We start from the raw sequence: 23,747 nt of genomic DNA, 5'->3' as shown, positions 1-23,747 counted from the left end.
ACATTTTTTCAACTGGCTTTAATACTCAATTTATCAAAAGCTTAACAAAGCAGTAAGGAATACATCTTCGGTTGTTGGATTTACAGTAAAATTCACATTCAAAGGAATGCTGAATTTGTTTGTAAACTCTAATTTTTTAGTTATTTCTGCACCAACACTTGTAATGGCAGCTTCATTATGGTACATACTTTCATAAGGAGTACCACCAACAAAAAAACGAACAAAACTATCATCTATATCAATGGTATAAGAAGCAGAAAGCCACGTGGAATACAGATTATTTCCTTTCTCATCGAGGTCGTAGCCATATAAAAAGGTTCCTGCTGTAAGTTTTAAAGGTATTTTATCAGAAAATTGATAGGCAATCAAAGCTTCCAGTGCATGATTGGTTTTTGAATCTTTCCAGTTAAAATAATCGAATTCAGCAAGATTGTCTTCGTTTTCGGTAAAATAGTCGTTAAGTGTAAAAGTAAAGTTTTTTACAGCATACGATAAATAGAGATCAACCTCTGCAAAACTGCCGTCTGTGGCATAAGATCCCCAGGCTCCTATTGAAAAATGCTTATAAGTTAAATCAGCCCAGGGTTGAAATTGTGCAGCATTATCCAGCATCATACCCCGCCAGATATAACGAGTAGATAGGTCGAGGCCAATAGCTGGTTCGATCTTAAGCGAATCGTTATTCGAACTGGAAAAGAGATAAGTTGGTAAAAGCGTGGCTAAGAGGCAGAGTTTTATTAGTTTCATGGCATATTTTGTTTTATCAAAAATACCAAAGATTTCGCAATTAACTTACAAAAAACTGAAAAGCCGGTTTAAAAAAACCAACGTTAGTCAACTTCATACCGGGGAATAGCTGCAGGAAGGCGTGTTAAAAGCTCATAATTCATACTATTGTTCATGTCGCTAAATGAGCTTATTGTAATGCTTTTATCGCCCTGTTTCCCAATCATAACCACTTCATCGCCCACTTTCACATTGGGTAAATCAGTCACATCCACTACCATCATATTCATGTTGACTGCTCCAACCACTGGTACGCGTTTCTCATTAATTAAAACGTGTCCCATATTACTTAAGTTACGGCTAAATCCATAACCATAACCTACCGGAACAGTAGCAATTTTACTTTCGCGGTTGGTCCTGTAGCTTGTACCATAGCTCACGTACTCATCCTCGGCCACTGGATTTACACTCATGACCTTACTTTTCCACGAAAGCACCTGTTGCAGTGGATCTTCGGGAATCTGACCATTGCGTATGTGTAGAATTTTTGTTTCGTTGTTGGGCCAAAAACCATAATTGGCAATACCTACACGCACAAGATCCATTGAAGCTTCGGGAAAATTCAACACGCCTGCGGAACAGGAAAGATGTTTATATTTCGGTTGTAATCCTTTATCATGAAACCAGCTGCAGCGCCTGTGAAAAGTACCAATTTGATTATAAATACGATCAAAATTGCTCAGGCTCTCTGCGCCGGCAAAGTGCGTGCACAAACCTTCCAGTTCAATGTCTCCGGCGTTTTCCTGCAGCTTTTGGGCCACGTACTCCAGGTCATCTTTCACAAAACCGGTACGGTGCATACCGGTTTCCAGTTCGATGTGAATTCTGGCAGGAAGCGAAGTTTGCTTCGCAATCTTGCATACAGCATCAAGGCGCTCCTTGGTAAAAACAAAAAAGGAGATATTATTTTCAATGGCCCATTCAAGATGATCATCATCAACGAAACCCATTATCATCAAATCGCAATAATCATTCTTCACTTTTAATGCCCTTCTTGCCTCTTCCACACTAAAAACTGAGAAGTGGTCTATACCGCAAGATTCCACTAATGGAAGTAAATCCTCAATTCCATGACCATAGGCATTGGCTTTTATCACCATTGAATAGCGAGGACCGTTGCCGGCCATCTTTTTCATAAACTGAATATTATTGTTCAATGCGCTTTTGCTAAGCTCTATATACGATGTGAATAGCATAAAATATATTTTTGCAGACAATTAAACATGTGGTTTTGAAGCAGGATAACCATTTAAATATCTTCGATTTTAACTACAGATTTGTCAAAAGCCACATGGTTCTTAATGTTGCTTGCTGCAGCTTTGGGTTCGGGATAATACCAGGCTGCGGCTTCAGCTTTATCTTCACCGTGAACCAGGTTATAGTAAGAGGCTTTACCTTTCCATGGACAAAAAGTCTCTTTGTTGTTTTGCTCAAAAAAGCTTTGATGAATCGATTCCGGTGGAAAATAGTAATTGTTTTCCACAACTATGGTTTTGTCGCTTTCTGCAATCAACTGATTGTTCCAAATAACTCGCATAATTTGTTGTTTAATGTTTACGTAAATTATAAACAACCTGCTGAGTATTGAGTTTAAAAATATTTCAGTAAAAAACAACCGATGAAAGAGACTTTCCAAAAAGTCAAACATTGCCGTCATCGCACGGAACGACTTCCGTCGTAGTAGAGCGAAAGTGAGAGCGACAAAGCGACCTGTTTGATTTCCTTCAAGTTTTTAACAGATAGCTTCGTTTCACTCGCCATAACGTCTTCGAACCTTTTTGGACAGCCTCTTGTAGTTTATCTGCAATAATTTTTAATTTTCACGCAGGATATGCTCATCATATTCCAGCTCGAAACGAAGTTTATGTTTTGATTCTTCCATGGCAAGCGCCTCGAAAAGCTCTTTCATAGCATTATTCGGAGCTCTTTTTGCCAGGTTTGAATAAAGCCTGAATGCGGCTTTCTCTTTTTGCATGGCCACCACCAGGGCATCCTGATAATCCATGTCGGGTTTTGGTTTTACTTTTACGGTATAGTCTGCAATTTGCAAATCGGCTACTTTTTCATCATCAACCTCAAAAGTGCCATTGGTTTTTATCTCTTTTAAGCGTGCCTTATGGCTGACTTCTTCCTGCGCAAATTGCTCAAATATTTCCTGCATATCTTTTGTCTTTGCCTGGGCGGCCATTTTGCTGTAAAAATCTACGGCTTCCTGCTCGCTCTGCATGGCAAAATCCAAAATTTCATCGATGTTTTTAAAGTGCTTCATGGCTGTATGTTTAAGCGTTTTATTCCGGTTAACCGTATATGCTGGCTTCTACTGCTACTCGTTTTCCTGTAAAAGCCTTTTCAAACATTTCATCAAACTTTTTATTTATAAAATCGGCTCCATTATTAAACATGGCTTTATCACCGGCATACTCTGTTGCTATAAAATTTAACTTATTGTCCACTTCGCCAGGTAAATCACGCGCTATGTCGTCCATCACATAGGCGGCATCTTTTTTTGTTTCAATGCCAAATTGCTCCAATAATGCAACCAGTTGATGAAATGTTGTTTTTCCAGTCTTTGTGCTAAAATGCTGGGTATATTGCTGAATAAAACGGTTGGTATTGGTATAGCTACCGCTTGATTCTATTGTATATGATGCAGGTAAAATAACGTCTGCCTGTTTAGCTGTTTCTGTCATAAAAGCGTCCTGAACAACTGTAAATGAAGCATTATCTATCAATTTGGCAATATCTTGCTGATTTTTCGCTGTACCAGCGGGATCTTCGCCCAAAATCATGATGTTTTTAAATGCCCCTTCCTGCACTTTCATCTTCAGGGTATCATCTGTTTTTTCTGGTTTCACGCCGCCAATTTTGAGTGATGGGGCAATACCCATATCCAACAATCCCTGCGAATTATTTTTTTCTTTAAGTACCACAACACCCATGGCTGTTTTGCCCAGTTTCCCGGTTATCATTGCCAGATTCAGTACTTCCTGGGAAGTTGCAGGGTCAACCTCTTTCTCAGAAAAAATCATGATGGCATTTGGCTCAAGATTGTAGGCATCTGCCAGCTTTTCAACTGCGTTTTCCGATATTCCACTTTGTTTTACCAGCTCCTTATAATCGCTGCTCAAAAGATTCGACTTATATTTTTCATAATCTGCACATTGTGCATCGATAAACATCCGATTCTCTTTTCCATTATTCACCAAATAGTGGTTCATAGCTTTTACCAGGTGGTAATATGATTTTACATGAATGTTTTCATCGGCCTTGTACGACATGGCAGAATGTTCTTTTTCTGTAATTACCACCAAAGGTTTTTCATTTTCAACAACTTGCTGTTGAACCATAAACCCGGCCACTGCATTATCTGTATTAATTTCAGATCCCAGGAGGAAAAATTTTCCGGCATCTTTAAGCTGGTCGAAAGGTACACTATGTCTGTTATTATTCACATAACCATATTCACGACCTAAATAATGGAAACTACCTATATTTTCTGTTTTCATACCCTCGCGGGCCAGCTTGCCTGCCAGGTAGAGTTCTTCGTTAGATAACCGCGCCCCGGCAAAAAGTGCATTATGTGCTCCCTCTCCTTCACTGAACTGCTTTTTAATATGAGCAAACACTTCAGCAAATTCCGCAGGTCTAAATTTTTCGTTCTCTTTGATCAACGGTTTAGTAATACGCTCTTTATCGTTCAGGTAATGGTATCCGAAACGGGCATAACGGCATATATTGCCATCTTTATTAACTGTACCCTTTGCTCCCTCAACGGCTGTTACAAAACCATTTTTATGATGAATCTCCAACTCACAACCTATACTGCAATAGTTGCAGAGGGTTCTTGAAACTTCTGTTTTCACGGGCAGGGGTTTAAACAACACGTTTTCTGTAATAGCACCTGTCGGGCATGCGGAAATGCACATACCGCAGGATTCGCAGTTGGTATCGTTAAGAGAATTGCCCATACTCGGCGCAATGTGTGTTTCAAATCCACGTTCCACAAGTCCGAGGGCATTCGCACCAACTACATTTTTACAAATGCGCACACATCGGCTACACAATATACATTTATTATTGTCTATCTCTATAAACGGATGGCTGTGGTCGGTCTCAAAATCATTGAACTCACCTTCAAAAGCCATTTGTTCTGCCTGATATTCTGTGGCATAAGCTTTTAAATCGCAGGTGTGTAAGGCAGAGCATCCGCACTCCAAACAGCGGCCAGCTTCGTGCTTTGCCACCGCTTCGCCGGCATAGCCAAGTTCCACTTCATTGAAATTAACCCGTTCGTTTTCAGGCAACGTTGGCATCTCTTCACGCTGTTGATTCTGATACCTCTCCAGGTAATCTTTCTTTTCCTGTTTCTTAAAATTTGCTTTACGGCTGAAAAACTCCCTGGGTTCGGGCTTAATCTCTTCTCCTATTAAAAACTGATGGCAACTATGTGCAGCAGTTTTAGCCTGAGCTACAGCCTCTATAATCGTGGCAGGACCTGTAACGCCGTCACCTGCTGCAAAAACGGAAGGAATGGAGGTTTGCAGGGTTTGTTCATCAGCATCAATATCTCCCCAGCGATTGGCTAGCAGTTCGCCATTGGAACTGTGCTTGTTGATATCGCCCAAAAAGTTGATATCGGTCTTTTGCCCAATGGCTGCAAGTATGTAATCAAATTCTTCATCGTATTCTGATCCCTCTATGGGCTTTGGTCTACGGCGTCCGCTTTCATCGGGTTCTCCCAGTTCCATTTTTATGAGGGTCATGCTTTTAACACGTCCCTGCTCATCTTTATTCACTTTCACCGGGTTTGTCAGAAGATTATATTCCACGCCTTCCAGTTTCGATTCATGAATCTCAATGGGATTGGCAGGCATCTCTTTCTCGGTGCGGCGATAAATTACCTTTACATCGGTTGAACCGCAACGAATGGCAGTGCGGCAGCAGTCCATTGCTGTATTTCCCCCACCTACTACAGCCACCTTTTTGCCTTTAAAGTCGTATCGCTGCCCGGTCATTTCCATATTACGGAGAAAATCGATTCCGGAAAATACATTTTCAGCATCTTCACCCTCAGCCCGCAGCAAAGTACCTCTTTGGGAGCCGATGGTTAGAATAGTAGCATCATAATCCTTATCCAATTGCGCATAACTAAGATTGTCACCCAGTTTTTGGTTATAGTGAATATTCACACCCAACTCGGTGATGCGTTCTACTTCTTTATCGAGAATGTCGTTGGGTAAACGGTACTCGGGTATGCCGTAGCGCAACCAACCTCCGGGATGGGGTTGTGCTTCGTAAATATCGCACTGATGGCCCTTTTGCTGTAAAAACCATGCAGCAGAAAGACCGCCCGGGCCAGCACCGATAATGGCGACTTTTTTGTCAGTCGATTCAGCTACCTCAGGGCTGTAATAATTTTCTGATGCAAAATCCTGATCGGCGGCAAAACGCTTTAGGTAATCGATACCAACCGCATTATCTTCGTCCAGCAAATTACGCCGACATGCCACCTCGCAAGGGCGCACACAAACACGTCCACAAATGGCCGGTAGCGGGTTGGTTTCTTTAATCAACCCGATAGCATCGCTGTAACGTTCTTTTTCAATAAGCGAAATATATCCCTGTACATCGACACCAGCCGGACACTCCTCCTTACATGGCCCCACGCAATCGGCATAATGGTTACTAAGCATGAGTTCAAGGGCAGTTTTCCGTGATTTCTTCACCGCTTCGTTGGATGTATTGATATGCATACCTTCATTCACAAATGTGGAACACGAAGGCTGCATTGATTTCTTACCATTTTGCTCCACTTCAACCACGCATACGAAACATGAAGAGTTAGGTTTTAAACGCTCATCGTAACAGAGTGTAGGAATTTTGATATCATGCTGACGTGACATTTCCAGTATGGTATCGCCGGCATTGGCTGTGGTATGTTTTCCGTTGAGAATTATATTGACTTTATCGCTCATAAGTACTTTTTTGTCGGGTTTATGAAACTAGAACTGCATCGAAATTACACTTGCTATAGCACTCACCGCACTGAATACATTTATCCTGGTCGATCACATGCACGCCTTTTCGCTCTCCGGAAATGGCTTCTGTGGGACAAGCTTTGGCACATACGGTGCAGCCTGTACATTTTTCCGGATCAATTTCATAATGCAATAACTGTTTGCACACAGCAGCAGGACATTTCTTGTCATTAATGTGTGCTTCATATTCATCTTTAAAATAGCGTATGGTCGTTAATACCGGATTTGGAGCTGTTTGCCCCAAACCACAGAGTGAATTTTTCTTAACCTCTTCGCCAAGTTCGAGCAGTTTATCAATATCTTCTGGTTTTCCGTCGCCTTCTGTAATGCGTGTTAAAATTTCAAGCATGCGTTTGGTTCCAATGCGGCAGAATGTGCACTTACCGCAAGATTCTTTTCGCGTAAAATCCAGGAAAAACCTGGCAACATCAACCATACAGGTGGTTTCATCCATCACTACCAGACCGCCAGAGCCCATGATTGCACCTGTGGCTGTTACAGATTCGTAGTCGACTTTGGTATCGAGTAAATGAGCAGGAATACAACCTCCTGAGGGGCCACCCAGCTGCACCGCTTTCAATTTTTTGTTATCCGGAATTCCTCCGCCAAGTTTATACACCACATCTTCGATGGAAATACCCATTGGCACCTCCACAAGACCACCGCGATTAATTTTCCCGGCCAGCGCAAACACCTTTGTTCCTTTACTTTTTTCAGTGCCATATGCGGCATATTTATCCGGGCCGTTACTTATGATCCAGGGTATGTTGGCCAGTGTTTCGACATTGTTTATGTTTGAGGGCTTTTCCCACAAACCTGATACAGCCGGAAAAGGCGGTCGCTTGCGTGGCATCCCACGCTTACCTTCAATTGAAGCAATCAATGCAGTTTCTTCACCACAAACAAATGCGCCTGCCCCCTCTTTTACATAAATATCGAAATCGAAACCATCAATGCCAAAACTGTTCTTTCCTAAATAGCCTTTATCATGCGCCTGTTGAATAGCCTTATTGAGGCGTTTAATGGCAAGTGGATATTCTGCCCGGCAATAAACTACGCCGCCGGTGGCTTCCATGGCATAAGCACCTATTATCATACCTTCGAGTACAGCATGCGGATCACCCTCAAGCAATGAACGATCCATAAAAGCTCCAGGATCGCCCTCATCGGCATTGCAAATAATGTATTTTTCGTCTGACTTACTGTTAAAAGCAAATTTCCATTTTAATCCTGTAGGGAAACCACCTCCTCCGCGCCCACGTAAACCGGAATCAATGATAGTTTGTATTATTTTACCAGGTTCTACTTTGTGCTTAAACAGACGCTTAATGGCCTGATAGCCACCTTGCGCTTCATATTCTTCAATTTTTTCGGGATCAATAACACCGCAATGACGCAAAGCTATTCGCGTTTGGTCATTCATAAAAGCATTATGCGGGGTATCGAAGTTGGCTGTATGCACCACGTATTTTTCTAACGGCACATTAAGTTTCAAATGACTGTGCAACACATCCTCTATTAAGTCGGGTGTCATGTCGCCGTAGAGATAAGTGCCATCAGCATCTTTAACTTCTACCAGTGGCTCTTTGTAGCACATACCGATACCGCTTGTTTGCTGCAGATCAATTGGCAGCTGGTCTTGTTTTATAATGTTCTGAAGGTGTGTATGCACCTTGCCAGCTCCGGCTGCTATTCCGGAACTACCTATATCTACTATAACCTTAAGATTTTCCATAAATAAGTGAGGGCTTTATGTCAAATAAATGCTTATGTTAATTTTGCTCGCTTCGACGAATATCTTTTACAATTCTGGAAGCTTTTTTGCCATCAAGGTTGCCATAGGTTTCATCACCAATCATCATTACAGGAGCCAGAGAACAACAGCCAAGACATGCCACTGATTCAAGTGTAAATAACATATCTTCGGTAGTTTCCCCGTCTTTTACACCCAGAGTTTCTTCCAGTGATTCGGAGATTTTCGTTGCATTCTGCACATGACAAGCTGTTCCGTGACAAACTTTGACAATATTTTTGCCTACAGGCTTCAGTCTAAACTGAGCATAGAAGGTGGCAACACCAAACATATCGTTCAACTGCAGACCTGTTTCTTGTGCTATTTTTTCAAATGCAGCACGTGGTAAATAGCCGTAAATATCCTGAGTGCCCTGGAGCAAAGGAATCATATTGCCTTTTTTGTTTTTATATTTGTCAATTAGTGGATCCAGTAAACTCAGATCGACCTGCTCTGAAGGTTCAGTTTGTGCAGGTTTTTGTGGGAGCCGTTGTACACGCATAGTTAGCTAACTTTAAAATCAAAAAACCAATAACCAAAATTTCGCAATGTGAATTTAGGCAATGCCGATGATCTAAAAAACGACAAACGTGTGTTTTTTTTGCGAAAAGGTTAATTTGAAAAGGTTTTAAATTACTGAGGGAAAATAATGAGCAGGGATTATAAATCGTAAATTTGTATTCGGAAAGCCAATCATTCAAAAACGTGTAGCGTTAATCTTTTCGTGGATATTGAACTGATAAAGATTCATCAAACAGGGATTCGACTCCTTCCGGAATCATTTATTGCTCGTGTCTGAGACATTTATACATATGCAATCCCTCCGGGTTTGTTTTAAGAAATTCCATATTTAACAACTGATGCTGGCGACATCGCATATTTGCAGTGTCTGTTTGCTCATGAAAAAAAACTGCTGGTTTAAACCATTTTCCTTCTCAACCGCTCGAGGGGTTTCCGCCGCGCTGCAACCGCTTTGAGGCTTGGGAACAAAATTCTTCAACGAACGTAAAACCCTTCAAGTGGTCGCAGACAATTGAAGCGGTTGGGTTTGTATACCGGAAAGCGGTTGGAATTTCAACCCGTAAAACGGTAGTATTTTACACTGCTAAGCGGTTGGATTTATATACCGGAAAACGGTTAATTTTTTATTTTCACCGTTCGTTACTTACTTCTCAACCGCTCGAGGGGTTTCCGCCGCGCTGCAACCGCTTTGAGGCTTGGGAACAAAATTCTTCAACGAACGTAAAACCCTTCAAGTGGTCGCAGACCCTTGAAGCGGTTGGGTTTATATACCGGAAAACGGTTAATTTTTTATTTTCACCGTTCGTTACTTACTTCTCAACCGCTCGAGGGGTTTCCGCTGCGCTCCAACCGCTTCGAGGGTTTGGTTTCCGCTGCGTTTAAACTGCTTCGAAGTGTTTTATAAATTAAACGGTTGTTGGTGTATAAATTTAAAATTCTCAATATCGCCAAAATACTCAATAACAGTTCCCTTCCTGATAAATTTATCCGAATTATTTGAGAAAAAAGAGTTATACGATGAGTACTCCCATTGCTCAATTTTCTCTACAAATCCATCTTTTACAGGGTTCGAATGAATGTAATGAACTAACTGGACAAAATATTTTTCAGTTTTTACAGGTTTTCGCTTAAAAGTACTTTTAAACAAATTACCATTTCTGTGATATTTTTTGTTGAATGCTTGGGTATAACCATTGAAACAATGGGAAAAGCAGTAGCTAATTGTTTTGCTATCAACTTTATTGGTTTCTTGATTTGGTTTAAGGATTTTAATTAGGTCATTTTCAGGTTTAACCTGAACAAAAAAATGAAAATGGTTTGGCATTAAACAATATGCAAACGTATTGCAAATTGGTACAATATATTTTACATAGCGATTAAGAAAATTCTGATAATCATTTTTATCTTTAAAAAAATCGTCTTGACCATTGGCATGATTATAAATATGGTAATAAAGCCCTTCGTCTAATGGAATTCTGTTTTGCATGCCTTATGATTATTGGCTATTACTTTAATTTTTATCAAATATAGTAATTAATTTGCACCACTCGAAACCGCTTCGAGGATTCGGGTCGCCAATGCCTTCAACGAACGTTAAACCCTTCAAGTGGTCGCAGACCCTTGAAGCGGTTGGGTTTGCAAACCAGAAAGCGGTTGGAATTTCAACCCGTAAAACGGTAGTATTTTACTCCGCGAATTGGTTTCTCAACCGCTCGAAGGGTTTCCGCTGCGCTCCAACCGCTTCGAGGGTTGGGTTTCAGCTGCGATAGCGCCGGTTCGAGGGTTAAACCTCATTCCTTCGAAATGTTGATAAATTTATTTACAATTTGCTTTAAAACGTCTTCGGTAATTGGTTTTGCCAGGTAAGCGTCGAATATATCTGAAAAACGTTCAATATCGTGCTCCTGAACGTAAGCCGACTGCGCTACAATTGGCAAACCGGGTTTCAGTTTCTTTATTATTTTTGCTGCTTCATCGCCTGTCATCTTTGGCATCTTAATGTCCATTAAAACCAGGTCTATTTGCTGTTTTGATTTACAAATATCCAAGGTTTCCTGTCCGTCTTTGGCATGAATAAGTTTTACGTCGAGGCTGTTCAAATACTCTTCAATAAGAATAAAATTTAATTCTTCGTCTTCGGCTACCAAAATGGTTCCTGAACTTACGTTTTGTGCTATATGAGACGTTGCTGTATCAATCTTATTGACAGATTTATACGGTATGGTAAAATAAAAAGTGGATCCTTCATTGGGTGCTGACTCCAGCCAAATTTTACCACCCAACATTTCGGCAAACCCCCTGGAAATAGAGAGCCCTAAACCGGTACCACCATAAAGTTTATTGATTGATTTATGTGCCTGCTGAAACCGTTCAAATATTATTTTTTGCTGGTCGGAAGTCATGCCAATACCGGAATCTTTTACATAAAATTCCATTTCGGCTATCTCATTGTCTGTTTTCACAGTATAGCCCATTTCAACAAAACCTTCGTGGGTAAATTTGAGTGCGTTGGACAGTAAATTTGTAAATATCTGTGTGATCTTTGTTTTATCCGTATAAATAACTGACTGACCATCGCTTAATGGTTTTTTTGTTTTTAATGCAATATCTTGCTTTCGCGCTTCGGGTTTAAAAATGGAAAAAAGTTCTTCCATAACGCGATTTATGTCAACTTCGGCGATATTTACTTTTTCCTGCTCGGTATCGAGCGACGAAATGGTAAGAATATCGCTGATAATTGCCACCAATTGCTGGCTACTATTTTGAATGATGGAAACAAATTTTTTCCGTTTCTCATCCTGTAGTTTTGGTTTATTCAGCATACCCGAAAAACCTGAAATAGCATTGAGTGGTGTGCGTATTTCATGCGACATATTTTGCAGAAATGCCGTCTTCAGGCGGTCGCTCTGCTCGGCTTTTTCTTTGGCTTCAATCAGTTCTTCATTGATTTGCCTTAACTCTTCGTTAATACTCTCGTATTCTTCATTTTGTGCTCTAATCTTTTCGTTACGTTCCTGCAGTAATTTTTCAGCTCTTTTGCGGTCGGTAATATCTACATCCAAGCAAAATAGTTCGGGTGCATGTCCTTTTCTCTGAATAATAGCATGGCTGGAAATAACAGAAACTCTGGAACCGTTTTTTCGCATCAAAGACAATTCAGCCGAAGGTGCTGGCTTTAAAGTTTCATGCATTTGCTGCATTTCATCGCGCACATTTTCACGCATCTCCGGTGGAATAATAAGTTCATACAATTTACTTCCAAATGCTTCATCCGCAGTATAACCGTACAGATTCTCTGATGCCTTATTCCAATAAATTACTGTACCGTCAAATTGGTAGCCTTGCACTGCTATCCATGGAATATCGCGCAATACATGATGGAATCTTTTTTCGCTTTCTTTAAGCGCTTCCTCAGCCTGTTTGCGATCTGTGATGTCCTGCAGAGTTACCAGAACCATGCGCTCACCCTTTACCTGAATGGCTGTGGTAGAAGTCAGGAAGGTCATTTCCTTAATCTTATCATCTTCCCCTTTAAAAAAATAGGGCGCTTCTTCCTGCAAATGCGTTTCACCGGTTTCGAGGGTATCAAGCACCGTGTTGCGAATAACACATTGCCGGCAAAACTCCCCAAATCCGCAACCTTTGGGGTCATCCAAAACGTGCATGCACCGCAGTGCCTCACCGCCACGTAAACCCAACATATCTTCTGCATCTTTGCCGGCAAACTGCGTGGCAAAGCCATTGACCTGCTGGACACGCCTTTCGGAATTGACGACCATCATCACCATAGGTGCGTTGCGGTAAATCGCCGAGAGCAAATCTTTTTGCTCGGTTAATATTTGTTCCCGCTGCTTGCGTTCGGTAATCACCTCTGTATAAACAATGATGCCCCCGATGGAGCCATCAGCTTCGTACCACGGGCGGCACTCCCAGCGTGTCCATTCCACGATCCCGTCTGCACGATAAAACGGATCTTCTTCTGCACTTTGCACTTCTCCTTGAAGCGCTTTTTGATGCACATCCCTCCACTTTTGGGGCAGATCGGGAAATACCTCGTAATGATGTTTTCCAATAATATCCGGGTCTTTCACGTTGAAAATATCCATATATCGCTGGCTCACATAGATGTAATTCAAATCTTTATCATGCACAGCTACAGCACTCCTATTGTGTTTAATGATGTAAGTCAATAACTCATGCCAGTGTTGCAGTTTTTTTGTACTGTCTTTAAGAGCTTCCTCTGCCTGTTTGCGGTCGGTGATGTCCAGGGCAGTGAATGCTACGCCTTTGGAGAGGTCCTTTTTATCAATGGGTGTAGAAGCCATGAGCAAATTGATGATTGTTCCATTCTTCTGCTGCCAGCGCGTCTCCACTTCACCAGTACCTTTTGCCCTGATTTGCTTATACTTTTCTTTGCCGACAAATTCATAATCTTCTTGTGTAGGATAAAGTATGCGGGCATTTTTTTCAATTAGTTCTTCCCTGGCATAGCCGGTCATATCGCAAACACGCGGATTCACATCCTTAAGCACCCTATTAACAACAACCCCGATCCCGGTAGGAGCCACACTATAAATGCTTCGCATTTTTCGTTCGCTCTCCCTCAGTGCTTCTTCTGCCTGTTTATACTCAGTAATATCCTGAAAAGAACCCTGTACTTTAATTATCTTGCCGTTTTCATCTCTCACCGCTCTACCATTAGCCCGCACCCATACACGCTTCCCCTTTGCAGTGATAATTTCCATTTCTTCATCGTAAGGAATCCCTTTTTGGGCGCAATCACCAAAAACCTGTGTAATCTTTTCTCGCCATTCGGGTGCATAAAAATTGATGGCTTCCTCTACAGGTGGGGCAAATCCTTGCGGCACTTCATGAATATCCGCCACGGCATCAGACCAGGTAGCTGTGTTTTTCTCTAAATCGACACTCCAACCACCGAAACGAGCCGTTTCACCTGCGATCTGTAGCAGTGCATAATTTAAACGCAGTGTTTCCTCGGTCTGTTTGCTTTCAGTAATATCCCGCACCCACTCCATAAACATTTCAACGTTATTGTTTTCATCAAGTATTGGAATCACACGGATATCATACCATGTTCCGTCCGGTAACTGTCTTTCTTCATGAACAGGTTTCCGTGTTTTCAAAACTGTTTTTGCGAGACAATCCGGACAGGTATCATCAAAATTCCGGTAAGTTTTATAACATTTTGTATTTAAAAATTGTTTGCTTTTCGGCACAGCGGCAAAACCTTGCCAATTGCTGTAAAGAATATCCATTTCGGGGTTCTGGATTGATATCATATCAGGAACAACGCTAAGCATTTTCTGGAACCGGGTTTCGCTTTCGCGTAGCGCATCTTCTGCTTTTTTTCGTTCAGTAATATTTCGTGTATTAAATAAAATTTGCTCCGGATTGCCTTTTTCATCTTTTAATATTGTGCCTATGGTTTCAAACCATAAATAGGTACCATCGCTGCATCTATTGCGGTATTCAACCATGCGGTCGTTACCTGATTTTAAAAACTGTGTAAATTCTTTGCTTACATGTGCCACATCTTCGGGATGTACAAAGTCCATTACGTTTTTTCCACTCAAAAAATCCCTGTCATAGCCCAGTATTTCGTGCGATTTGCCAACCATAGTAAAGTTGCCTTCCAGGTCGGTGAGTGCAACCAAATCAAAATTACTGTCAAAAACCTTCTCTAAAAGGTCATTTTTTTCTTGTAGTGACTTTTCTGCCTGTTTGCGTTCCGTAATATCTTGTGTAACACCAAACCAGCGAATGTTGTCATTATTAAAAGCAGCCGGTGAAGACTCTATTCGAAGCCATCGCAGTTCTCCCTTACCAACAATGAAGCGTCCTTCCCATACAAAAGATTTTTGCCCACGTGCTGCATCCAGATTTTTTGCAAGAAAAGCTTCCCGTTCATCGGGATGAACCTGATTATTCACTATTGCAGCATCAGCCATGACATCTTCACGCTTCAACTTATGGATGGCACACCAACGATCGCTGATGTAGTCGAATTTCATTTGTCCGTCTTGTTTTAACCAAACGGCATATACGCCCACAGGTATTTTTGCCACCAACTCATCAAAACGCCTTACGCTTTCTTGTAATTTTTCTTCGGCCTGTTTACGCTCGGTAATATCGTGCGAAACACCCTGAATAGCTATCGGGTTCTTTTGAGCATCGCGTATGAAAGTCGCATTAATGGCATCCCAGCCAAGGGTACCATCGGCGTAATAGCGTTCTACTTCAAGTTGAAAAGTCCGGTTTTTATCGGCCTTTGGGTCTTGCTCTTTTGCAAATTGTTCTGCCAACGTTTGCTTAAACTTTTCAATGGATGCCGGCGGATAAGTCCGGGTTATTGGATGTTTGAGGTATTCTTCGGGCGTAATTCCATACACCCGCTCAACTGAGGGGCTAATGTAAGTCGGGTTCATTTCGAGGTCGGTAATCCAGACTACATCGGTTACATTATCTGCAATTCGGCGGTATTTTTCTTCATTTTCTTCAGCTCTTTGTTTGGCTTGCTGTAATTCGTCATTGGTTTGTTGAAGCTCCTCGTTTGTTGTGAGGTACTCTTCATTTATCACCTGGTACTCTTCGTTATTGTGCAGTAAATTATTAATTATATCGCTTTGATCGCTGTTTTTTTCTAATTCCAACGTACATATCAAAGCCAAATCCAGCTCTATGGTGTTTTTGAATTGGAGTAATATTTTATCCTGCTCTGCTGTAAACTGCCTCTCCTCGCTGTCGAGCACGCATAAGGTGCCAAAAGGGGTTTTATCGGGGAAGTTTATGGGAAACCCGAGATAAGCAAGCATTCCCAATTTAAGATCGGGGTTTTTGTCCCAGTCTTTATCTTTTAGTGCATTGGGAATATTGAGTTTTTTTTGTGTTTTAATTACCGTTTCGCAATATAAGCCGTGCCAGTGTTCTTTATCACCAATGTTGTATGGATTATTTTCTGTTTTGCTTGCAGAGAAAACTTCCATAGTCTCGTTTTCTACTTTCATAATTAGCGCAGCGGGCACTTGAATGATATTGGCTAACAGATCAGCAATTTCCTGCCATTTTTTTAAGAAACTATCGGGTATATTTTCGAATGAGCATTGTTGCATGGGTTATGGGTTTATCGATTATAGAAGGCTATAGAGCAAGCATATTTGAAATACAATTTACAATTTTTTATTTAACGGAGAATTATCTAACCAGACAAAATTTAAGATGGTTAGCTTCTAAAAAAAACATGTTTATCTATTTTGATACATCATATCCGCTTAGGCAATTAACATAACGTAGAATAATAATGCAATAGCACGAACTTAGCGTTTATTTATCGTCGATTGAGTTGCTATTTGAAGGATATTTTTTTGGAAAGCTTTCACTTATCCTCACTCAAGATTCAAAATCTACTACCAAAACCCATTCCCAATATCGAGACACTAAATTTTGATTTTAATGTGGGATTGGCATTGGAAGCGCCAGCGGGGGGATGTGAATTTAGGCAATGCCGATGATTTAAAAAACCTCAGAGATGTGTTTTTTCGGGAAATACGCTAATTTGAAAAGGTTTTAAATTACTGAGGATAAAACAAGGGACACAATAAAATTTGAGTATAGTCAAAGACTGCATTATTAATTACGCTCTAATACGGTATGATTTTTAGCAGCTTATTGAAAAGGCTTTTCAAAGGTGACAATTGAAACAAAAAAATGACGCATAACATTTGGCATGAATTCAAAAGTAGCGAAGTGAAATTAAACATGCTCTAGCACGGATTTTTTTTTGCGCTAGTTTCAAATCCAGGCTGGGACAGATAGTTTGCAACTTGTTTCCACAAAGAAATTATGTCCGAAAAAATCATTCAGGAGCTGGTAGTGTTTTTACATCTGAATTAAAGGAAGCAAAAATGCCAACTGCATTTTCCAGGTTCGTAAATATCTGAAATGGCTGAGCAATGGGTATGTTTAATTCCACATTCTCAATTGGGAACTCATGTATATTATGCTGAGCATCAATCGACTGAAAATAAAAATATGCTTCGGGTGAAAGACTTTGCAAATGAATGCTTACACTATCCTCAGAATTAAAAAAGTAATCGATTACTATTGTGTATTTTTGCCCATCAATAATCTCATCACTAAATACGATATAATCCTTTTCAACAAAATCCCATTGCAATAAAGGATCATCACTATAAAAATGATTATATGAACCACCAATGGTATAGAAAAAGTAGAAGTTTTCTTCATTGGGAGGATCAGAAAATGTGATCTCATATCTTTCCAATTCTCTATAATCTACTGTTACGGGGTAGTGTCGTATGGAATCAATTTTTATTTTTGAGGGAATTCTTGTGCGAGCGAAAACAGAATCATACCCCGGTACTTTTACCTTTAAATCATACACATCGCCGGGCAATATATTCATATAATTAACAGGTAAATATGACCTTATGGAATCATTGTATGAAAACTCCTGTGTATGACCATATTGATCATTTAGTTTTACTACAGCATTTGTTATTTCCTCAGTGTCTCCGCCATCCCCTGAGTTGTATGGAAAGGATAATTCTAGGTTAATTTCAGCTTGTACTCCAGGTGATAAATATCCATGTGCAACGATCTTCCGCTCTCCTTCTTCTAGGTACAAATCAACGGGTTCCTGGCAAGAATAAAGTGTGGATGCAGCAATTGTAAATAAAAGAATAAACCTAACCATAACTAAAATTTAAAATGATAACTAATAAAAGGTAGAATAGGAAATATGCCAATCTTGTTAAATCTATTCATTGAAGAATCATACTCTACGATAAAAGGGTTGACTTGAGAATAGGCATTATAAAGGCCAATTTTCCAGGTTCGTACACCCCGCTTTTTTTCTTTCTCCAGCATCAATGATAAGTCCAATCGGTGGTAATTAGGATATTGTAAATTATTCATTTGGCCGTAGTAATCCACAGTTTCATTTCCAGTAGGAAAAGGTGAGTAAGGCATATAGCTATTGGTTTCAAAAGTAGCAAACCTGCCACTACGAAAAACCCAATAAGCATTAAGCTTAATATGATCATTGAATTCGTGGGTTAAATTGACATTGAAAATATGCCGTCGATCGTACACATATGGGAAAGGTTTTCCTTGATTAAGCTCTTCGAAAGTACGAGTTGATTTTGAAAGCGTATAGCTAAGCCATGCATTCGTTTTTTGCCCACTTTTCTCCAGCAAAATTTCTATACCGTAAGATTTTCCATTACCACTCACTAGTTTATTTTGCCAATCTTTTTGGTCTTCTTCTAGCAAGTATTCCATACGGTATTCGGTAACATTATGCATACTTTTATAATAAGCATCCATGTTAAGGTGCACTTTGGGGAGAATTTGCCAGCTAATGCCTAAAGAAGGCTGGGATACGCTAACAGGTGGAATACGTTTTGTTGAAGGAACCCATAGATCTGTTGGCATACCCAAACCTGAATTGGTGACCAAATGAAGGTATTGATGAAGGTAGTTATAACTTCCCATCAGAGCAACTTTTTCAGCTATTTGCCAATTTATGGCTAATCTTGGTTCCAAATAGTTGTATGAAACACTGTCTGTATAAAAACCATTAATATTCAACCCAATGGAAGCCTTTATTTCACCAGTAACTTCCCATTCATCTTCAATATAGACAGCGTACTGCAGGGCAGTTACTTTTGCATTTGAAACAGTAGAATTCAGTTCAATGTCATTTTGATAATTATAATGCATACTTTCTATACCGGGATTAAAACGTCTACCCCTTAGCTTTATGCCAAATCGTAGGTAGTGATCGTGTGCAAGGAAGTAATCAAAATCTATTGCCGTGGCAAGTTCCTCAATACCTGAGCTGTAATTATTATCTATTTTTTTATCACCATCAGAAGTATTTTCGCTTGTAAGGTTGCTATTATCAAAGTCAAAATGGCTTACCGAAAAAGTAAAGTTCGAGAAAAGCTGATTTGAATAAATATAGTTCCAGCGCATAACACCGGTAATATTTCCCCATCCAAGATCTGATTTCTGATTAATTACATAATCTACATCATCAGTTTGGACACTTTCTTTGTTTTTCATAAAAAAAGCATCTTTTCCAATATAAGTACTCAGATAGAGCCTGCTTTTGGGTGAAAAAACATAATTAACTTTGGCATTTAAGTCGTGAAAAAAGTATCCCACACTTACATTACTTCCAGTTGCAGCAGCCAGTGGTCTCGTGAACAAATCTAAATAGGTTCGTCTGTAGGCAAATAAGAAAGAGGCTGTATCTTTTTTTATTGGACCCTCAATATTAATCTTAGACGAAATAAGGCCTATAGCTATTTCACCTGTATATTTCTGCAAATTACCTTCTCTTAAGCGTACATCTAGCACAGATGATACTCCTCCTCTATAACGAGCAGGAATGTTGCTTTTATAAAGTGTAGCACTTTTGATAACCCCGGGGTGAAATACCGAAAACAAGCCAAAAAAATGGTTAATATTATAAACAGGCACACCATCGAGTAAAATAAGATTTTGGTCATGGCTGCCTCCTCGCACATGCATACCTGAAAAACCTTCATGACCACCCTGTACACCTGGCATTTGTTGAGCATATTTGATCAAATCTGCTTCACCAAAAATAATAGCAGACTCTTCAATCAACTGTGGATTGAGTCTTATTGCACCTAATTCGGCCACAAGCCTACTATTCTGATTGGCTGTGACTTCTACTGTTTGAAGTAATTCCCCTGGCTTTAATGCTATATTAATTATCGTATCTGTCTGTAAATCTATTGCTTTCAAAATCTCTCCATACCCTACAAAAGAGTAGGATAGTTGATGTTTACCCTTTGGCAAGATAAGACTATAATAACCATAATCATTCGTATAAATACCTTTATTACTATCGTGACTATGTACTGTTACATTAATTAAAGGTTCATGGCTCTCAAAATCAACTACTTTACCTGAAATTGAGTATGTTTGCGCTAAAGTATTGAGTTTAAAAATTATTAGCAATGAGAGCAACAAAAGCTGTTTAATTGAATTCATTATAAAATTTTTACTTTAAAAGCACTATTCATTTATAACAAAACTACAAAACAAATATCATAGTTTCGTTCAATAAAGAATTTGAAATTAAAGGCTGCATTCTCAAGTGAATACAACCTTTTAATTTACTATTGTTGATTAATCCAAAAATTCAATATGCCTGTTGAGTACATATACCCCTCGCCGTCAGTATCATCTATATACTCAACATATGACTCGCCTGCTTCATCATCATTTGATTTTCCTTCTACTTCAAAATCAATATCAAATTGACCTCCGCCTTCAAAATCATTGGAATAATTAACAGTGAATGTTTGATTATTGGTTCCCCAATCCTGCTCAAGCCAGTGTATTTTGTATCTATTGCCAAACTCATCTCTATTGTATGTAAATAATTCCATATTTAAGTTTTTAGTCAACAAACTAACTGTAAAAAGTTTTTTTCTAATCCACCCATTCTTAGTGGGATATTTAGTTAGAGTACCTAAAGAATGTGAACCTCCCATTGTTTGTGTATGCAATATTGTTACTTTAAACTCAGGTTTCCCTGACGGCCAGCCTTCAACACTTCTGAAAGCATCCTTCGATACGAACTTTGCTTTGTTCAAATAATCTTTTTCATCATTACTATCTCTATCATAAGTAGTGCCACCACCAGTACCTCCACCGGTACCACCGCCACCAGTACCTCCACCGGTACCGCCACCACCGGTACCGCCACCAACAGTAACAATATGACTACCTCCTGGGCCTGGCGCCAGGCCTATTATGTAATCTGAAGTGCTAGCGATCTCAATAAAATCTTGTTCGGGTAATGATTTAGTTTTTTCGAAAACAATCAATCGCTCATTCATACTAACCACTATTACTGGCTCTGTTGGTTCAGTTACGGCATCAATAAATACTTTCTTGCCATACTGATCATAAGCAGGAATCTGTTTAGTTTCCCCTTCCTGGTAATCAGATGGAATGTATGCTACTAGAGGAATATGTGAGTCAACATCCCATTCTTTTGTGCTGTTTTCATAAACTTCAGGAACAGATATCTGTAATAACGGATATTTATTTTGCAATTCTTTAAGGTACTTCTTTGCTTTCTTTTTATCATTTAAAGATTTCGTTTTGGTAGACTTTTCAGCCAAATGATCAAAAAGATTAATCCCTTCACTACTTTTTTCTGTATTAATCTGTTTATCTTGATACTTGGCCATTAAAACATCAAAATCGCCATCAAATTCCTTTACCGCCTCCTTCTTAATTGAAGCCCTAAACTGCCTGGAATTCATTGCCTTGGCTACCATCTCTGCAAAACTATTTATATCCTTATCATATCGATAATTTGATTTAAAAGTTTCCTGCGGCTCATAATATTCATCCTGTTGACAAGAAACTAAAACAAATTTAATAAAAAATAAAATGATTATAAGTCTAACTAAATGTCTCATTTTAATTATTTTTGAAATGTTACAATTGAAGCACATCTCTTGCCAAAAACACCGTTTTTGCTTGGGTTGTGCTTCTACTTTTTTACTATATTACTGCATAGCTAAACAGTATCCGTTTGGGTAGGATCACACCTATACATCAATAATCTTATTATTCAATGCATTTTCTTAAAAAAATATCTGATTTAAGTTAACCTGTGAGAAATCGTAATTAAGTCACAGGGATAATATATCACCTCCTTCCAGCTTGTTTTCACAACAAAGAAAAAAAAAAAATCATTTTATACAATTATTCCGTTGAATATATAATTTTTAGTTCATAATGGAATTTCCCGCAATGTATCGTTAAATGGTATGACAAAAGACAGCCCCCGCTGGCGCTTGAAAATAGTTTTTTGTTGGTCAAAGTATAAAATACTAACTGATAGAAAAATATGGCCGGACACAAATACGAAAGCTCAACCAAACGGCACGTAATCAATAGTATAGAGCATACTCAAAAAAATCTGAAGGAATAACACCAGCAAAATTAAAAAAGAAATTATATTTGCAACTAAATACAGTCACAAACGTAAAAAAGAAAAGTTAATTAAATATAAAGGAATTACTGAAATTTGCTATGATGGTTTGGCCTGGCTTTTTCTGCCGATAGGCGGACGCAGTGCTGACGATTGATGACGAATACCGCTTTTCCTGATTCCCGATACGTTGCACTATCGGGACAGGTCGTGCGGTGGGGTTATTTATTTTTATTCGGATTCTGACGTGTGTCAAAGACTCTGTTAATATAGACAGTATTGCTGTTGTCGCTTGTTCTGTAAGTGATTTTTATATTGTGTTCGATTAGCTTTTTGGATGTCCTTTTTAAATGACTAAACTGTTAATCTATAGCACCAATTTCAACAAATTTCCTGTCTGATAAAATATCAACTTGATTTACTAAAGATTGGATTATTTCAAAAGCCTTATCTTCTCCAATTTGCTCTGTGTAAAAGTTATATATCTTTCGCAGGTCTTTTACAGCTCTCGAGGTCCAACTTATTTTGTAGTCTTCCAATTTGATATCTCCTGTTTTAATGATTCGTGACCGATTAGATTTCCATTTACAATATCTTCTTCTGATTCTTCAATTAAAGTTTCATTGAAAAGGGATATCATTTTGGCGTAAATTTCATTTAGAACAGGTTCTTCTAACTGATGCAAATACCTGTGTATAAAGTCTCTTTTTTCAACTACGTTCATAATTTCCATTGTTTTATTTTCCTACAAATTTAACGATTAATATTGACTTTTAGTTTCAGGATAGCAGGTGTAACTTCTCTAATTTATCTTTCAGGTTGGCCAGGCTATTGGTTTTGTTCCGTTCGTTTCGATTCCCTCATTCTCTCCCGCAATGCCACTCAACGAACTACCGTATGCCATTGAGTGGCTAGTGTGTTGGCTGGTGGGAATCGAAATGGTGATGTCGCGCTCTTATTGCAAATTAGCGCGATCGGGGGTAAAATTTATTTTGATTTTGCAGCGGGATTGGCAGCGCGCCAGCGGCGGGTAAGCAAAGATGTTTTTTAAGTCAACCTCTGAAAAATCAATCCATACCTACAAAAAAAGCCCCCGTTTCCGGAGGCTTTAGAATTATCTCGAATAAAATCGATATTAGCGAATGTTGGCCTGAGCAGCTGCCAAACGTGCGATTGGTACGCGATAAGGTGAACATGAAACGTAGTTCATTCCAACTCTGTGGCAGAATTCAACTGAACTTGGTTCACCACCGTGCTCACCACAAATACCTACTTTAAGGTCATTTTTAGTGCTGCGGCCTTTTTGAGTTCCCATCTCAACCAACTGACCTACACCGGTTTGGTCGAGTACCTGGAACGGATCGTTTTTCAACAAGCCTTTTTCAAGGTAAACAGGCAGGAATTTACCGGCATCGTCGCGCGAATAACCGAAAGTCATTTGGGTAAGGTCGTTGGTACCAAAAGAGAAGAATTCGGCAACTTCAGCCACCTCGTCTGCGGTAAGAGCAGCACGTGGAATCTCAATCATGGTTCCTACAAGGTAATCAACCTCAACACCTTTTTCTTTGAATACATCAGC

Annotated in this window: 14 protein-coding genes; all 14 read right to left on the bottom strand. The window is 39.5% G+C overall.

What is annotated here, in order from left to right:
• Positions 1 to 33 precede the first annotated feature (33 nt).
• Entirely contained in the window at positions 34 to 747 is a 714-nt protein-coding gene (locus tag VJ937_RS01060; protein WP_324065071.1) for a hypothetical protein, read from the bottom strand.
• A gap of 83 nt (positions 748 to 830) precedes the next feature.
• Positions 831 to 1,982, bottom strand: coding sequence for an alanine racemase (gene alr, locus VJ937_RS01055; protein ID WP_324065070.1), 1,152 nt, complete (start codon positions 1,980 to 1,982; stop codon positions 831 to 833).
• 53 nt (positions 1,983 to 2,035) lie between these two features.
• Positions 2,036 to 2,323, bottom strand: a complete 288-nt coding sequence (locus tag VJ937_RS01050; RefSeq protein WP_324065069.1) for a DUF427 domain-containing protein — start codon at positions 2,321 to 2,323, stop codon at positions 2,036 to 2,038.
• A gap of 276 nt (positions 2,324 to 2,599) precedes the next feature.
• Complete coding sequence (locus VJ937_RS01045) at positions 2,600 to 3,055, bottom strand: ferritin family protein (RefSeq protein ID WP_324065068.1); 456 nt, start codon at positions 3,053 to 3,055, stop codon at positions 2,600 to 2,602.
• 28 nt (positions 3,056 to 3,083) lie between these two features.
• Positions 3,084 to 6,761 (bottom strand): molybdopterin-dependent oxidoreductase, encoded by a 3,678-nt coding sequence (locus tag VJ937_RS01040; protein WP_324065067.1) that lies wholly within the window; start codon positions 6,759 to 6,761, stop codon positions 3,084 to 3,086.
• Between the two features lie 19 nt (positions 6,762 to 6,780).
• Complete coding sequence (locus VJ937_RS01035) at positions 6,781 to 8,559, bottom strand: NADH-ubiquinone oxidoreductase-F iron-sulfur binding region domain-containing protein (RefSeq protein ID WP_324065066.1); 1,779 nt, start codon at positions 8,557 to 8,559, stop codon at positions 6,781 to 6,783.
• Between the two features lie 37 nt (positions 8,560 to 8,596).
• Positions 8,597 to 9,118, bottom strand: coding sequence for an NADH-quinone oxidoreductase subunit NuoE (nuoE, locus tag VJ937_RS01030; RefSeq protein ID WP_324065065.1), 522 nt, complete (start codon positions 9,116 to 9,118; stop codon positions 8,597 to 8,599).
• A gap of 918 nt (positions 9,119 to 10,036) precedes the next feature.
• Positions 10,037 to 10,624 carry a hypothetical protein gene (locus VJ937_RS01025; protein ID WP_324065064.1) on the bottom strand — a complete coding sequence of 196 codons (588 nt, stop codon included), beginning with the start codon at positions 10,622 to 10,624 and terminating at the stop codon, positions 10,037 to 10,039.
• 304 nt (positions 10,625 to 10,928) lie between these two features.
• Positions 10,929 to 16,268, bottom strand: coding sequence for a PAS domain S-box protein (locus VJ937_RS01020; protein ID WP_324065063.1), 5,340 nt, complete (start codon positions 16,266 to 16,268; stop codon positions 10,929 to 10,931).
• A gap of 743 nt (positions 16,269 to 17,011) precedes the next feature.
• A complete protein-coding gene (locus VJ937_RS01015) occupies positions 17,012 to 17,872 on the bottom strand; it encodes a DUF4249 domain-containing protein (protein WP_324065062.1) in 861 nt (286 codons plus the stop codon).
• A gap of 2 nt (positions 17,873 to 17,874) precedes the next feature.
• Positions 17,875 to 20,205: a TonB-dependent receptor gene (locus VJ937_RS01010; protein WP_324065061.1), complete on the bottom strand. Its 2,331-nt coding sequence runs from the start codon at positions 20,203 to 20,205 to the stop codon at positions 17,875 to 17,877.
• Positions 20,206 to 20,333: 128 nt separating this feature from the next.
• A complete protein-coding gene (locus tag VJ937_RS01005; RefSeq protein ID WP_324065060.1) occupies positions 20,334 to 21,650 on the bottom strand; it encodes a DUF3103 family protein in 1,317 nt (438 codons plus the stop codon).
• 1,038 nt (positions 21,651 to 22,688) lie between these two features.
• Positions 22,689 to 22,892, bottom strand: a complete 204-nt coding sequence (locus VJ937_RS01000; RefSeq protein ID WP_157754519.1) for a hypothetical protein — start codon at positions 22,890 to 22,892, stop codon at positions 22,689 to 22,691.
• Between the two features lie 411 nt (positions 22,893 to 23,303).
• Positions 23,304 to 23,747 (bottom strand): putative PEP-binding protein (locus tag VJ937_RS00995; RefSeq protein ID WP_324065059.1); only part of this gene is annotated, 444 nt, incomplete at its 5' end.

The sequence above is a fragment of the Salinivirga sp. genome, assembly GCF_035268865.1.
Lineage (GTDB): Bacteria > Bacteroidota > Bacteroidia > Bacteroidales > Salinivirgaceae > Salinivirga.
Note: the sequence above shows the minus strand (reverse complement) of the source record. Positions and strands in the feature narration are given on the sequence as shown.